Genomic DNA, 14,728 nt, shown 5'->3' on the forward strand with positions numbered 1-14,728 from the left:
GGCAATGAACGAAGAGGGGCCGATGCGAGAGCATGAGGATGAGGCTGTGTGTCTGCGTGGCGCACGGACATGGCACGAACAGTGTGTGCAGGGATTCTTCGGGGACGTGTTGGGTACGTCGATCGACCGAATAGACATGGATCGCAGCTTCTTCATCCTGGGTGGTACTTCTGCACAAGCAGCGCAGCTGGCGGGGCGCATCGGGAGCGCGTTTGACATCGCCGTTCCGCTGCAAGCGATTTTCCAGCAATCGACAGTGCGGCACTTGGGGAGGTGGCTCGAAGAACGCATCAAGCGGCTACCGCAAGGTGCGCCATTGGCGCTGAGTCCCAAAGATCGCAACCGCACGCTGATATGTATTCATCCTTCCAGCGGATTCGGGCGGCCTTACAGGGTATTGCTGCCGCATCTGGCGGCCGATATGTCGGTCTACGCCTTGGAAGCGCGTGGCATGCGCGATGACGAAGCCTTGCCTGCCACGCTTGAGGAAATGTGTGATGATTACATTAGCCAGATCCAGCGGATTCAGGTGCACGGCGCTTATCATCTGCTCGGCTGGTCTTTCGGAGCGATCCCGGCCCATGCCATTGCAGCCGCAATGCAGAAGCGCGGACTTGAGGTGGCCAGTCTTGTCCTGATCGACGGATTTCCCTTCGACGGCGAGCCGTGGATCGAGCAGTTGGTTTCAAGCCATCGCGCGCATTGGAGCCAGGAAATATTGAGTTTCCGAGAAGTGCGCGATGCCGGCTCCGAGCGTCAGGCCGTCATGCTCGATCGTCTCTGTGCGATCAAGGAAAACAACGTGCGCCTGCAGTCGTACAAGCATCGCGCTGTCTTCATAGGGGACGCACTTCTGGTCAGTTGCGCCGCACATCCGTTTTCGTGGAACGAATATGTGTCCGGAACGCTGCAGGAGGTGAGCGTTCCATTCGGACACAACGTGCTGATGACGGAGGAGGCCGCCGCGTTCTACGGCCCCAGGATCGCCGATTACCTGGAGCGCTTCGTGCATGGCAGCCTGCGGTCCGATGCTTGATCCAGTGTTTTTCGCAGCGTGTGCTGTCATGCCATTGGGCATACTGCACGTTCCGTCGGTAATGTGCCGACGGAACGTGCGATCCAGTCCTGGTTTCGTAACAGCAGGTCCGCACTACTGGGGTGATTGCAGCATCTTTCCAGCGGGACGGACGACATATTCTCCATCAGGATGGAACTTGACGGCCTTGAGGAAGCGGATTCCCTGATAGGCCTCTCTGCGGTGGAGGAGCTGCATATTGTCGTAGAGCAGCACGTCGCCTTGCTTCCAGGGGTGCGAGTAGATGTTTTCCGGCTTCAGAATCTTCTCAAGAAGATACGCGGTCTTCTTGTCGCTATCTGCGATGTTTTCGCCGTCGGACCCGATGAACTGGCGAGTGTTTTCGCTGATGTAGATGAACTCGCTGCCGGTGAATGGGTTGGTTTCGACCACCGGGTGCGCCACGATGCTTGCAGCTTGCCGGGTCGACCAGAGTTCGCGTAGTTCGGACAATTCACTGGGATCGATATCGAGATTGTCCACCGCGGTCGTTGCAAAACTGGTCGCACCTTCGTTTTCTGTAGGAATCAGACAATACAGCATGGCGATCGATGCGGGAGCTTCCCTGAATTCCTGGTCGGAATGCCACACGTCCGTGGAGTCCGCTGCGAAGCCGAGCGCAGAGCCATCGGGCTTCTTCAGGTTGGTAAGGTAGGCGATGCTATCGGATGGGCTATTGAACGCCTTGGGAGGCGCTTCGATCTTGCCCGATCCAAGGCGTCGCGAAAAATGGATCAGGTGGTGGTCTTCGAGGACCTGGTCGCGGAAGATGAGCAGGCCGTGCAATGCAAGCAGCTTTCGTATCTCGACGATGTCCTGGTCGGACGCCGCCTTGATGTTGTAGTCCCTCAATTCCTTGCCGTAGCGAGCTTGTCCCGATAGCGGGTCGCCGTGATGGCCAAGCGCGCGGCGGCGCGCGATTTCTTCTACAGAAATATCAGAAAGCATTTGCAACCCTCCCTAGCTGGCGTTGTGATACTGCCTGTTACTGAGCGGTCATCGCCTGCGGCGATTCGAGCGCTGTCCAAAAACGCGTTGGATCCGAACAGCATTTCAGGAACATCAGGAAAATCTTGCCTCCCCGGAAGCGTTTCGATACTAGCGGATGGCATCTCGACATTCGTTAAATTGTCGAAGATGTCTACGATGGCATGCCTGGCAAGTTAATCGTCGCAGCACGTTGCCGCGATGGCGAGGCGTGCTGCCAAAAGGCCCCTGCCGATGCCGCGTGTAGCATGCGAATGTCGTGGTCTTACTGGGCGATTCGTTGGTACGCCGCTTGCCGGCATCGCTGTCGGCACACGCACGAGCCGATGATCGCAGCGCAGAGACAAAGCCGTGTCGCACGGACGCGGCCTGGATCGGGTGAAGTCTTACGACGGTCGCTGGCGATCGGCGGTCGTTTGGATCTGCGACAGAGGCATCCCAGCGCGGATGTCGCGTGGTCGAGAGTCTGCAGGCAGTGCGGACAAGGATCGTCTTTGACGATGGTCACCTTCAGAAACAGGGGGGGGAGGTGTTTTGGCCCAATTCACATGTGGGGAGCGCGGGGTGTCCTGCGGCATCGCCTTTTCCGTGGGAGAGAAGTCAGATGACCGAAGTATCCCTGGCCGGCGGCCGATCCATTCTGTTCCCTGCGTTTGTCGCTTGAGGCGGCGACGCTGTTAGGCGTCCTGTTGAGCGTGGTGGTACTGGCCGTCATGTTGCTCTGGCGTCGCCGCTGCACCGCAGTAGATGCCACCGCAGCCGCGCTTGCGATCAGGGCGGCATGTAGCTCAGCCCTTGCCGGCAGGCGTCGACGACGATCGGAAAGGGGTGCGTGGATAGTGCCTTGAAGTTGGCTGTCTGCGCTCTTCTCCCCGTTGCCGGTTGGCAGAACGTTCGTCGGCATCGATCCAGAGGGCCCGTCCATCCCGATTCCAAAACGGGAGGTGGCGGGCGATCAAGGCATCGTAATGCCTGCGCGGGCACTCCTCGGCTGACGAAGAACGCCAGTTGGTATCTGGTTTGGCTCATTGATTTGAGTTCTCTTTATGATTTTCGCCGGATTGTTTGCGGCTAAACCGTGTTGATAGTCAACATGACGTGGGTGATCTTCTCGTTTTAAAGTTGAAAGGAAAGGCGCTTGTGACTATTTTCATGGTATGGCCAGTGCTGATTATTTTCATTTTCCGTCGTGCCTTTGCCGTACTTGCTGAGAAGTGCATTTTGCGTATCGCCTATCGTTACGTCTTGGACTGTCTTGATTGCCGTCGTATCGTTGCTTGTCTACGCAACTATGTAGCTGTCAATGTTGCGTTGCTATGTTTCCCAGAGCGGGTTCGCAGTATGGATTTCAAAGCCATCATATTGATGTTGGTAGTATTTGTAGTTGCGTATCCAACGGGAGCAACGCCCGCGAAACTTTCTCTGATCTGAGTGCCTGACAGACCAGTCAACGCTTGTCGAATGACATGGCGACGTCTATTGTGGAGATGTTCGCCATGGACAGCCGCATCTTGGCGTTGCGAGAAGGCAGGAGTGAGCTCTGATCGATGTCGTTGGGAGGCGGTCGGCGCGCCGCGGCCCATTTCAGACGGTGGAACGCATGTTCGCCGTTGGCAACGCGCATGGATATCACGTCACTCGTCGCGTTCAAGCATGTGTTGCTTGGGGCGAGGGGCGGGAGTGCTGCAGGAATGAGTACCAGCATGGCATTTTGCACATGCGGCTTAGCTAATCCTCCTGCGCTTTTGTGCGCGACACAGTTCCGGCGCAGAAACGACGTCTCGATTGCCTCCACGCCGATCGGCTCGGACGTGAGATGAGCTGCGCCAGGACCCGGTCGAGTTCAACGTGTGCAATGCCTCGCATGGGTGTCGAACACTCCGGCCTTAGTAGCGGCAAGCTGCGTCAGGGCACCTGATGATTGATCGCGATGCACGTCGCCGACCGGATGTGGCGACATGGTTTATCGGATGTGGTGGAGATTCTCGTTTTTCGGTCGATTCGCCGGCCGTTCTGGAGATATGTGCGAATCCTGATGCTCCACGGCGTCATACGAACCGGCGAATCCGTTAGTCAACAAGGCGTAAGCCACTCCCAGAAGCTCCCCAGCCATACGGGCAGGGGAGCACGAAGGGGTGAAGCTCAGCCGCGCGCGTGGTCGCGCGCCTTGCCCACTTCGCTCTGTACCTTGCCGGCGTTCTTCTGCATCTTGCCTTCGACTTCCTTCATCTTGTTGCCGGTCACCTTGCCGGCGACTTCCTTGATGGTGCCCTTGATCTGGTTCTTGGCGCCTTCGGTGCGATTCTTGTCCATCGTTGACTCCGCAGTAGGATGCCCGCAAGTGGGCATCGCCAAACTGCGCGTCGGCCGGTAGCGCTCGAGTGAAAATCGAGCGGGTTCGCGCGCGCCATTTAGGCGGCGGATGGGTTGTGTGCCGACGCTCGAGCCATTCATCGCGCTTGTCGGCGCGCATTCCCTGCGATGCCGTGCTCAGCGCCAGGCGATGGGCGCGCCAGCACAGCGATAGGATCTATTATCTTCCCCTTGGATGGACGTAGTTCGTCAGCATCGGCAGGCCGATCGTCGGCGGTTTGGGCCCGCACCGGGCGCTCAATACCAACCGAGATACAGGGTGGTCACGCCCCAGGTGTCGATCAGTCCGTGCGCGAGGATCATTGCCAACAAGTTGCGCCTGGAGCGCAGATAGGCATAGCCGAACAGCATGCCGACCATGCCGGTCAGCAGGATGCCCGAGGCGCCTTGCGCGGCGTGCATCAGGCCGAATACCACGCCACCGGCCAGTGCGGCGATCCAGCGGCCGCCGCGCAGGCGCGCCAGCAGCGCATCGAGTTGGTGCATGAGGAAGGCGCGGAACACCAGTTCTTCGCCGAGCGCCGCGCTCAGCCATGCCGCGCCGATCAAGCGGAGCGTGGCGTCGACGTTGCCCTTGAGCGCGCCATAGGCGCTGTAGTCGGTCTTGTGCCCAGTGATGGAGTCGATCAGCGGTTGCAGCACCGGCGTGATCAAGCCAACGGTCAGCAGCATCAGCAACAGCGTCCAGCCGATCACAGGCACCAGGCGGGGGCGCGCCACGCCGCAAGCTTCGCGCGAGCGCGTCTCGATCCATACCAAGGCCAGGCCGAGCAGGCCGACCACCGGCATCCGTAGCGGGAACGGCAGCCATGGAAAGGACGCCAGTGCGAGAATCGCGGCGCTCAGCGCGATGCGCAGCAGCGGGTGACGCATGAAGGAGGTGTCGGACGTGGTGTGGACGTTGCCTTGGATGGAGTGCTGCATGCCGAACCTGGGAAGAAGCGAGCACTCAGCCTAGCGAGACTACGCCGTCGGGCATTGTGCCAAAGGCCATGCAGGCCAATGGATGTCGGTGCAACACTGTGCGTCTTGGGAACGCACGGATGCTCACGTGTGGCGCGTCGCCGGCAACCGGTGCCGGCGACGCCATGCAGGTGCGGACGTTGCGGTCCGCGGGCAATTCGAAAGCAGCGTGGCGCGACTACGCCTTCGGCACCTGGCACTCGAACACGCTGACGCTGCGCGGCGGCGCCAGGAACTCGCTGGCACCGGCCGGCATGCTGTCCACCTGCAGCGCGTCGTCGGTGGACAGCACCAGCTTCCAGTGCAATTGCTCATCGGAAGAGGGCAGCACGAAGCTCACGCCTTCGTGGTAAGCGTTGATGACGATCAGCAAGGTGTCGTCGTTGGCCAGTTCCTTGACGCCGGACGTTTGCGCCTTGCCTTCCAGCAGCAGGCCGACCGAGCGCGCGCCGGCGTCGGTCCAGTGCGCCTCATCCATCTCGGTGCCACCGGGGTTGAGCCAGGTCAGGTCGCGCACGCCCGCATCTTCGTTGTACTGGCCGTTGAGGAAGCGGCCGCGGGTCAGGATGCGATAGCGCCGGCGCAGCGCGCTCAGTGCCTTGACGAAGGCGGTAAGGCGGCCTTCGGTCGGGTCGCGCTGCCAATCGATCCAGGTGATCTCGTTGTCCTGGCAGTAGGTGTTGTTGTTGCCGCCCTGGGTCTGCGCGCGCTCGTCGCCGGCCAGCAGCATCGGCGTGCCCTGCGACAGCAGCAGGGTCGCCAGCAGATTCTTCATCTGCCGCTCGCGTAGTTGCAGGATCTCGACGTCGTCGGTCTCGCCTTCGGCGCCGTAGTTGCAGGAGCTGTCATGGTCGGAGCCATCGCGGTTGTCCTCGCCATTGGCGTCGTTGTGCTTGCCGTTGTAGCTGACCAGGTCGTGCAGGGTGAAGCCATCGTGCGCGGTGATGAAGTTCACCGAAGCCCAGGGCCGGCGCCCGCGCCGGTCGAACAGATCGGCCGAGCCGGTGAAGCGCGTGGCGAACTCGGCGAGCTTGCCCTCGTCGCCTTTCCAGAACGCGCGGGCGTTGTCGCGGAACTTGTCGTTCCACTCCGACCAGCCCGGCGGGAAGTGGCCGACCTGGTAGCCGCCCGGGCCGCAGTCCCAGGGTTCGGCGATCAGCTTGACCTGCGACAGCAGCGGGTCCTGGTTGCAGGCGTCGAGGAAGCCGCCGCGCTGGTCGAAGCCGGTGGGCTCGCGGCCGAGGATGGTGGCCAGGTCGAAACGGAAGCCGTCCACGTGCATCTCGCCGGCCCAGTAGCGCAGCGAGTCGTTGACGAACTGGATCACCCGCGAGTTGCTCAGATTGAGCGTGTTGCCGGTGCCGGTGTCGTTGATGTAGTAGCGCTTGTCCTCGGCCAGGCGATAGTAGCTGGCGTTGTCGATGCCACGGAAGGAGAGGGTGGGTCCCAGTTCGCTGCCTTCGGCGGTGTGGTTGTAGACCACGTCGAGTATCACCTCCAGGCCCTGGCGGTGCAGCGCCTTGACCATGTCGCGGAACTCGTCGCGGTGGCCACTGGCCAGGTAGCGCGACTTGATCGCGAAGAAGCCGAGCGTGTTGTAGCCCCAGTAGTTGCGCAGGTCCTTGTCGAGCAGGTGCTGATCGTCGAGGTAGGCGTGCACCGGCAGCAGCTCCACCGCGCTGACGCCCAGTTCCTTGATGTAACGCAGCACCGGCTCCTGGGCCAGCCCAGCGCAGGTGCCGCGCAACTCGTCCGGCACCTGCGGGTGGCGCATGGTGTAGCCGCGCACGTGGGTCTCGTACACCAGGGTCTCGCTCCACGGCGTCAGCAGGCGCTGGTCGTCCTCCCAATCGTAGGTGTCTTCCACCACCACGCACTTGGGCATGAACGGCGCGCTGTCGCGCTCGTCGAAGCTGAGATCGCCGTCCGGGTGGCCGACGGTGTAGCCGTAGAGCTCGTCGGCCCAGATCAGATCGCCCTCGAGTTCGCGCGCGTACGGATCGAGCAGCAGCTTGTTGGGATTGAAGCGGTGGCCTTCGCCCGGTTCATACGGGCCGTGCACGCGATAGCCGTAGCGCTGGCCGGGCTTCACGTCGGGCAGGTAGCCGTGCCAGATTTCGTTGGTGTATTCGGGCAGGTCCAGGCGCGTCTCGGTGCCGGCCTCGTCGAACAGGCACAGCTCCACGCGGGTGGCGTGTGCCGAGAACAGTGCGAAGTTGGTGCCCTGGCCGTCGAATACGGCGCCGCGGGGGAAGGGACGCCCTTCGCGGATGCGCGAGGGGGTGGCATAGGCGGCGCTGGTAGGGTGGCGCATCGGGCAGGCTCTCGGCCGGCACGCCGGCAGTAGGGGAGGGAGAGCGGAAGCATTGCCGCGGAGGCCGTGCAGGACGCGTTACGGGGTGCCGAGGATGGCGTGAGGATGTGGGCATCGCAGCGGATGCAGCCACCCTCGCAGCGACGCCATGGCGCCGCTGCGTGGGCGGATTTCGCGAGGCCGTCGCGGCCCGGTCCAGTGGGCCCCGGGCGCGACCTGACCTGCTCAGCGCGGCAGGTCGAACAACAGGAACTCGCTGTCCTGAGCATCGGCGAACCGCAGGCTCGCCTCGTCGATCGCCTGGGCCGCGTCGCCGGCCTGCAGGGTCTGGCCGTTGACGCTCAGCGTGCCGCGGATCACCTGCACGTAGGCACCGCGCCCGGCCGCCAGCGGGTAGTCCAGGTGTGCGTCGCCGTCGAGGATCGAGGCATAGATGCGTGCGTCCTGGTGGATGCGCACCGCGCCGTCCTCGCCCTGCGGGGCGGCGATCAGGCGCAGTTGACCGCGCTTGCTGTCCGGAGCGAAGTGCTTCTCCTCGTAGCCCGGATCGATCCCGGCGCGCTCGGGCATCACCCAGATCTGCAGGAAGTGCACCGGCGCACTGGCGGAGTGGTTGAACTCGCTGTGGGTGACGCCGGAGCCGGCGCTCATGCGCTGCACGTCGCCGTAGCGCAGCACCGAGCCGTTGCCCATGCTGTCCTTGTGCTCCAGTGCGCCCTCGACCACGTAGGACAGAATCTCCATGTCGCGATGGGCGTGGGTGCCGAAGCCCTGGCCCGGCTGTACGCGGTCCTCGTTGATCACCCGCAGCGGGCCGAAGCCCATGTGGCGCGGGTCGTGGTAGTGGCCGAAGGAGAAGGTGTGGCGCGAGGACAGCCAGCCGTGTTCGGCGCGGCCACGGGTGTTGGCGGGGCGGATCTGCAGCATGGGAGGCTCCTTGATGGCGTTGATGTGCAAGTGGATCGAAAGCGCCTGTCGGCATGATTTCGCGTGCGCTTCGGCTTGGAAACAAGTATCCGCGCTGTTGCCGGGTTTGAAAAACGGATAGATTCGGCATCCATCATCGAAAAAATCGAATGCTCAAGCTCAGCCTCGATGCCCTGCAGATCCTCGACGCCATCGACCGTCGCGGCTCGTTTTCGGCCGCCGGCAAGGCGCTGCACAAGGTGCCGTCGACCATCTCCTACACGGTCGCCAAGCTCGAGCAGGACCTGGGCGTGCAGCTGTTCGAGCGCATGGGGCCGAAGGCAGTGCCGACTGCCGCGGGCGCCGAGCTGCTGCGCGAGGGCCGCCACCTGCTGCGCGCGGCTGGCGATCTGGAACTGCGCGTGCGTCGCGTCGCCTCCGGCTGGGAGACCGAGTTCGCGTTGGGCCTGGATGCGGTGTTCGCGCCCGAATGCCTGGCGCAGGACATGGCGGCGTTCTACGCGGTCGCCGACCAGACGCGGCTGCGGGTGGTGCAGGAATCGCTGTCCGGCACCTGGGAGGCGCTGCTGGACCGGCGGGTGGATCTATTGGTCGGTGCGGCCGGCGAAGGGCCCAGCGGTGGCGGCTACGTGATCGAGCTGCTCGGCACGCTGCCGTTCGTGTTCGCGGTCGCGCCCGGGCATCCGCTGGCGCAGGCGCCGGAACCGCTCAGCCGCAGTCAATTGAGCGCGCATCGCGCGATCGCGGTGGCGGACTCGGCGCGGCGCCTGCTGCCGCGCACGGTCGGGCTGTTGTTCGGCCAGGACGCGCTGACCGTCCCGGACATGCGCAGCAAGTATCGGCTGCAGTTGGCCGGGCTCGGCTTCGGCTTCCTGCCCGAGCCGTATGCGCGCGCGGCGCTGGCGCGCGGCACGCTGGTGCGCAAGGCGGTGGAGGAGCCGAAGCCGGACGAGGTGTTCCAACTGGCCTGGCGCAGCGGCGAGGAGGGTGCGGCGCTGACCTGGTGGCGCGCGCGCATGCGCCAGCCGGGCGTGTTCGCGGCATGGCTGGCGCAGATGGCGTTGCGGCTGGACGAGGGGGGGTGAGCTTCGTCGGCGCGCACGCGGCCAGTTCCATGGCGCGTTGAGGCCGCGTTGCGCGCCATGCTCCGGCGGACCGGCCAGGGCAAGGTGATCGCCCTGGCCCAATCAAGCGGAGGCCGCTTCCCTTTGGGTTCGGCGTCCGCGTCGTCGCCTAGGCATCGCGCACTTTGCGTTGGCGCCGGCCATGGCTGCGCCCCGTAATCCCGCTCCCCAGCGCGGGCGGCCAGCGCATCTGGCCTCGGCGCGCGGCGCGCGCTCCAGCGCGATGATGGATGGGTCTGTTCCGCCGGTGATGCCGTGGCGCCCGCGCACCTGGTGAATGCCGGGAGGATAATGCGCGGCATCTTCTTCTCTCCGCCCGGCAAGCCATGCAGGACCTGATTGCGCGCTACGGACTCGGGCTGGTCTTCGTCAACGTCCTGGCCTTGTCGCTGGGCCTGCCGGTGCCGGCGCTGCCCACGCTGATCCTGGTCGGCGCGACCTATGCGCTGCTCGATGGATCGGCGATGTGGAGTGCGTTGCTCGGCGCCTTGTCGGTATCGATCGCGGCCAGCCTGCTCGGTGACCTGCTGTGGTTCGGCGCCGGGCGCCGCTACGGCAATCGCACGTTGCAGTCGCTGTGCCGGCTGTCGCTGTCGCGCGACACCTGCATGAAGCGCACCGAGCGCTTCTATGCACGCTGGGGCGTGCGCGTGCTGGCAGTGGCCAAGTTCGTGCCCGGCCTGTCGATGGTGTCGGTGCCGATGGCCGGCGCGATGCGCGTGCGCGCTGGCGCCTTCCTGCGCTACGACGCGCTGGGCGCGGCGCTGTGGGCCGGTGGCGGGTTGTTGCTGGGCCTGTGCTTCGCCGACCAGGTGCAGGACCTGTTGGACTGGCTGAGCCTGCTTGGCAGGCGCGCGGCACTGCTGCTGGTCGGCCTGCTGGCGCTGTATGTCGGTTACCGCGCCTGGCGCCGGCATACGTTGCGCAAGGCGATGGAAACCCTGCGCATCGATGTCGACGAACTGCATGCGCTGCTGCAGGGCGAGACGCCGCCGCTGCTGCTGGACATTCGCGCCCCGGGTTATCGCACGCTGGAGCCGTATGCCATTCCCAGTGCGCTGGAAGTGGACGATCGCCAGGTCGATGCGCTCGTCGCCCGCTTGCCGCGCGACCGCAGGATCGTCATCTATTGCGCCTGCCCGAACGAGGTGTCGGCCGCGATACTGGCCAAGCGCCTGCGCCAGCATGGCTTCGAGGACGTGCTGCCGCTGCGCGGCGGCCTGGATGCGTGGCGTGCGGCAGGCCATCCGCTGGTCGCGCTGGACGCTGAAACTGCTGTGGCGCCGGCACCGAAGGGCAATACGATCGCGGCGTGAGTCGGCGCAGCGGAGGCGTCACGCGTGCCGATGGCGCCTACGACGCACAGGCCGAGCGTGCGCCCCGGCTGATGCAGGCGGGTGCGTTGTCCGCAGGCGCGCGCGGGCGCGTGCTGTGCACGGCGGAGCAAGTTCAGCGGTCATGCACTTGATCCTCTTGCCTGTGCCGTCTTGCGGCACCCTGCTGCAATGGGCGAGATCCACATCGCGCCGTTCACTTGCCGTTCCTTGCCTTGCGGTTGGATGCGCACATGATGAATCGACAGAACGAATGGACAGAACGACCGGCGCGGCCAACGCGTGTCGGCAGCGACGACCTCGCAGGGCGGGCGCCGAAGCGGATCCTCACCCTCATTCTTGGAGACAGCCATGCACATCGATCTATCCGGTAAAACCGCCCTCGTCACCGGCTCCACCGCCGGCATCGGTTTCGGCATCGCCAAGGGCCTGGCAGCGGCGGGCGCCGAGGTCGCGCTGAACGGTCGCGACAAGGCGCGCACCGAGGCCGCCGTTGCGGCCCTCGAGCGCGATGTCGCCGCTGCCCGAGTGCGCGCCGTCGTCGGTGATGTGGCAACCGCTGCTGGCTGCGATGCGATCGTCGCAGCGCTTCCTGCGGTCGATATCCTGGTCAACAACGCCGGCATCTTCGGCATGCAGGACTTCTTCGACACGCCCGATGCGGAGTGGGAGCGCTTCCTGGCCGTCAACGTGATGTCCGGCGTGCGCCTGTCGCGCGCGTATCTGCCGGGGATGGCCGACAAGGGCTGGGGGCGCGTGCTCTTCGTCTCGTCGGAGTCCGGGCTCAACATCCCGGTCGAGATGATCCACTACGGGGTGACCAAGACGGCCGATCTTGCCCTGTCGCGCGGGCTGGCCAAGCGCATGGCCGGCACCGGCGTCACGGTGAACGCCATCCTGCCGGGGCCGACGCTGACCGAAGGCGTCGCCGCCATGCTGTCCGACCAAGTGCAGCAGTCCGGCAAGCCGCTGGACGAGGTCGCTGCTGATTTCGTCAAGGCGCATCGCGCCAGTTCGATCATCCGCCGCGCCGCCACGGTGGAGGAGGTCGCCAATCTCTGCGTCTACGTCGCATCGCCGCAGGCCTCCGCCACCACCGGTGCGGCGCTGCGCGTCGATGGGGGCGTGGTGGATACCATCGCCTGAGCGGGTGAGGCCTCGTTGGTCGCGCAGGCGGGGCCGGCGGTGCGCAGCGTCTGCCGCTGCGCTCGACGTGCGCAGCGCAGCGGTGTTGCGAAAGCCTGCCCGCGCGGCGAATGCGGCGATCGGCGCATCGCCCTGACGCGGATGCGCCGCTGGTTGCTGCACGCGGCACGCAATCGCCATCGGGCAGGCAAAAAAAAACGACAAGCGCTGGCTTGTCGTTTTTGATCTGACTGGTGCGCCCGGAGAGATTCGAACTCCCGACCGCCTGGTTCGTAGCCAGGTACTCTATCCAACTGAGCTACGGGCGCGTTGTCAGGCGCGGGATTATTCACGAGTTGCGGCGATTCGTCTACACCTGCGTGTCGTGTGCATGACGCGCGGGCGAGTGCGCTGCCGTGTGCTGCCTTGCTGCGCGTTGCAGCGCCGAGGCGGGCAAAAAAAAACGACAAGCGGTGGCTTGTCGTTTTTCATCTGACTGGTGCGCCCGGAGAGATTCGAACTCCCGACCGCCTGGTTCGTAGCCAGGTACTCTATCCAACTGAGCTACGGGCGCGTCGTCAGGAGCGGAATTATGCGGGAGTCGATCGGGTCCGTCAATGCTCTTTCCGAAAAATTTCACGGATCCCCGCGCAGCAGCGCCTCGACCACGGTCGCTGGGCGCTTCATCCAGGCGAAATGGTCGGCGGCCACGCCCAGCTGTGCGGCATCCAGGCAGCGGATTTGCGCTGCAGGCGTGGCCAGCTTGTCCAGCAAGCTGCGCAGCGAGGTCTCCGGTGCCAGCCAGTCGTCCTGCAGCACCACGCCACGCACCGGCAGCGTCAGGTGCGCCAGTTGCGCCTCCAGGTCGATCGCCAGGCCGGCCGCGGCGTAGCGGCCGCTCCGGCCGACGCGGGCCCAATCGGCGATCAGGCCGCGTGCTTCGGTGCCGCCGAAGCCCAGGCGGCGGCCGTGCAGCACGCCTTGTCGCTGCGCCAGCCACGGCAGCAGGCGGTAGGCCAACGGCAACAGATAGCCGCGCGGTGCGGGAAAACGGCGCCAGTACGGCGTGCCGCTGGCGACCAGCCACAGCGCGGCGAAGGCCTGCGGCTGCAGGCTGGCGTAGCAGCAGGCGAGCTGTCCGCCGAGGCTGTGGCCGCCGACGACCAGCGGCGCCGCGATCCCATACCCGGCGATCGCCGCCTGGCTGGCGGGCAGGTCCAGTTGCAGCAGGGCGCGATAGCCCCAGTCGCACTGCCGCGACGGCCGCAGCGTGCTGCTGCCGTTGCCGCGCCATTCGTGCAGGAACACCGCGACGCCGTGCGCGGCCAGCGCTTCGGCGAACGGCAGGTAATGGCGCGCGGCCACGCCCAGCGCCGGCAGCCACAGCAGCGCCTGCCGCGGCGCGTCGGGAATGCGCGCCAGCAAGGTCCAGCGATGGCCGTCGGCCGCGGCGACGGGCAGGGCGTGCTCGGCGATCGCCGCGCCGAGGGGGGCTGCGCTCATGGGCCGCGTGCCGCGCCGAAATGGTCCAGCACCGCCACGTCGCCACGGCCGGGGCGGTAGCTGCCGCGCAAGGCGCGCGCCACGTAGTCGATCGCCGCCTCGCAGGCGGCCGGCAAGGCTAGACCCTGGCACAGCTGTGCGGCGATCGCCGCGGCCAGGGTGCAGCCGGTGCCGTGCGCATCCAGTGGCAGCCGCGCATGGCTGAATTCGCTGCGGCTGACGCCGTCGTCGTAGCGGTCGATCACCCGCTGGCCTTCCTGCAGGTGGCCGCCCTTGAGCAGCACCGCCTGCGCGCCGGCCTCTAGCAGCGCCGCGGCGGCGTGCTCGGCGTCGTCGGCGGTGTCGATCGGGCGGCCGAGCAGCAACTGCGCTTCCGGCACGTTCGGCGTCACCAGCGTCGCCAACGGCAACAGGCGGCCGCGCAGCGCGTCCAGGGCGTCGTCCTGCAGCAGCTTGGCGCCGCTGGTGGCGACCATCACCGGGTCCAGCACCACCCAGGGCGGGCGATATTCTTCCAGTGCATCGGCGACCAGGTGGATCACCTCGGCGTTGGCGAGCATGCCGAGCTTGACCGCGGCGATGTCGAAGTCGTCGAAGCAGGCATCGATCTGCGCGCGCAGGAACGACAGCGGCGGCACGTGCACCGCGGTGACGCCGCGGGTGTGCTGCGCGGTCAGCGCGGCCGCGGCCGCCAGCCCGTGCACGCGGTGCGCGGCGAAGGTCTTGAGATCGGCCTGGAGGCCGGCACCGCCGCCGGAATCGGTGCCGGCGATGCTCAGTGCGGAGACGACAATGGGTGCGCTCATGCGCCGATTGTGCAGGGCCGGCGCGGGTTCTGCACTCGCGGCTGTGCGGTGAAGGTCAGCGCCGGCAGGTAGGGTCGTCACCGCATGCCGTGGGTGCGCGTGGCGGGTGGCAAGCATCGGTCAGGGAGGCGCTGGCGAACGGCACCGCAGGCGTCGGCGCTGATCGCGCATGATGTGCGGGAGTGCGTACGTTTGCA

General features: G+C 65.4%; 13 protein-coding genes and 2 tRNA genes. 5 read left to right on the top strand and 10 right to left on the bottom strand.

Going from position 1 to position 14,728, the window contains the following annotated elements; translation table 11 throughout:
• Positions 1-4 precede the first annotated feature (4 nt).
• Positions 5-1,036, top strand: coding sequence for an alpha/beta fold hydrolase (locus tag GGR71_RS10820; protein WP_160958437.1), 1,032 nt, complete (start codon positions 5-7; stop codon positions 1,034-1,036).
• 114 nt (positions 1,037-1,150) lie between these two features.
• On the opposite strand, the gene GGR71_RS10825 is transcribed toward GGR71_RS10820, so the two are convergent.
• Positions 1,151-2,023, bottom strand: coding sequence for a TauD/TfdA dioxygenase family protein (locus tag GGR71_RS10825; RefSeq protein WP_237474285.1), 873 nt, complete (start codon positions 2,021-2,023; stop codon positions 1,151-1,153).
• 1,137 nt (positions 2,024-3,160) lie between these two features.
• Here GGR71_RS10825 and GGR71_RS10830 point away from each other — a divergent pair.
• On the top strand, positions 3,161-3,493 hold the full coding sequence (locus tag GGR71_RS10830) for a hypothetical protein (protein ID WP_160958440.1): 333 nt from the start codon (positions 3,161-3,163) through the stop codon (positions 3,491-3,493).
• 16 nt (positions 3,494-3,509) lie between these two features.
• Here GGR71_RS10830 and GGR71_RS10835 read toward each other — a convergent pair whose 3' ends face one another.
• The 5 genes from GGR71_RS10835 to GGR71_RS10855 all read right to left on the bottom strand — a co-directional run bounded on the left by GGR71_RS10835 (position 3,510) and on the right by GGR71_RS10855 (position 8,639).
• Complete coding sequence (locus tag GGR71_RS10835) at positions 3,510-3,713, bottom strand: hypothetical protein (RefSeq protein WP_160958442.1); 204 nt, start codon at positions 3,711-3,713, stop codon at positions 3,510-3,512.
• A gap of 491 nt (positions 3,714-4,204) precedes the next feature.
• Positions 4,205-4,375 carry a CsbD family protein gene (locus GGR71_RS10840; protein ID WP_082028942.1) on the bottom strand — a complete coding sequence of 57 codons (171 nt, stop codon included), beginning with the start codon at positions 4,373-4,375 and terminating at the stop codon, positions 4,205-4,207.
• Positions 4,376-4,672: 297 nt separating this feature from the next.
• Positions 4,673-5,224 (bottom strand): CPBP family intramembrane glutamic endopeptidase, encoded by a 552-nt coding sequence (locus GGR71_RS10845; RefSeq protein WP_184451991.1) that lies wholly within the window; start codon positions 5,222-5,224, stop codon positions 4,673-4,675.
• Positions 5,225-5,576: 352 nt separating this feature from the next.
• On the bottom strand, positions 5,577-7,712 hold the full coding sequence (gene glgX, locus GGR71_RS10850; protein ID WP_160958447.1) for a glycogen debranching protein GlgX: 2,136 nt from the start codon (positions 7,710-7,712) through the stop codon (positions 5,577-5,579).
• 225 nt (positions 7,713-7,937) lie between these two features.
• Complete coding sequence (locus GGR71_RS10855) at positions 7,938-8,639, bottom strand: pirin family protein (RefSeq protein ID WP_048489015.1); 702 nt, start codon at positions 8,637-8,639, stop codon at positions 7,938-7,940.
• Positions 8,640-8,788: 149 nt separating this feature from the next.
• On the opposite strand from GGR71_RS10855, the gene GGR71_RS10860 reads away from it, so the two are divergent.
• From GGR71_RS10860 to GGR71_RS10870, 3 genes are all read left to right on the top strand, one after another.
• A complete protein-coding gene (locus GGR71_RS10860; RefSeq protein ID WP_160958449.1) occupies positions 8,789-9,724 on the top strand; it encodes a LysR substrate-binding domain-containing protein in 936 nt (311 codons plus the stop codon).
• Between the two features lie 365 nt (positions 9,725-10,089).
• Positions 10,090-11,079: a DedA family protein/thiosulfate sulfurtransferase GlpE gene (locus GGR71_RS10865; RefSeq protein ID WP_160958451.1), complete on the top strand. Its 990-nt coding sequence runs from the start codon at positions 10,090-10,092 to the stop codon at positions 11,077-11,079.
• 369 nt (positions 11,080-11,448) lie between these two features.
• Complete coding sequence (locus GGR71_RS10870) at positions 11,449-12,243, top strand: SDR family NAD(P)-dependent oxidoreductase (RefSeq protein ID WP_160958454.1); 795 nt, start codon at positions 11,449-11,451, stop codon at positions 12,241-12,243.
• 231 nt (positions 12,244-12,474) lie between these two features.
• Here the strand turns inward: GGR71_RS10870 and GGR71_RS10875 are convergent.
• From GGR71_RS10875 to thiD, 4 genes are all read right to left on the bottom strand, one after another.
• Positions 12,475-12,551: transfer RNA gene (locus GGR71_RS10875), tRNA-Arg, on the bottom strand.
• Positions 12,552-12,719: 168 nt separating this feature from the next.
• Positions 12,720-12,796: transfer RNA gene (locus GGR71_RS10880), tRNA-Arg, on the bottom strand.
• A gap of 62 nt (positions 12,797-12,858) precedes the next feature.
• Entirely contained in the window at positions 12,859-13,725 is an 867-nt protein-coding gene (locus tag GGR71_RS10885; protein WP_160958457.1) for an alpha/beta hydrolase family protein, read from the bottom strand.
• Entirely contained in the window at positions 13,722-14,531 is an 810-nt protein-coding gene (gene thiD / locus GGR71_RS10890; RefSeq protein WP_160958459.1) for a bifunctional hydroxymethylpyrimidine kinase/phosphomethylpyrimidine kinase, read from the bottom strand. Before thiD ends, GGR71_RS10885 begins: the two co-directional genes overlap by 4 nt.
• Positions 14,532-14,728: the final 197 nt, after the last annotated feature.

It is taken from the genome of Xanthomonas sp. F1, assembly GCF_014199855.1.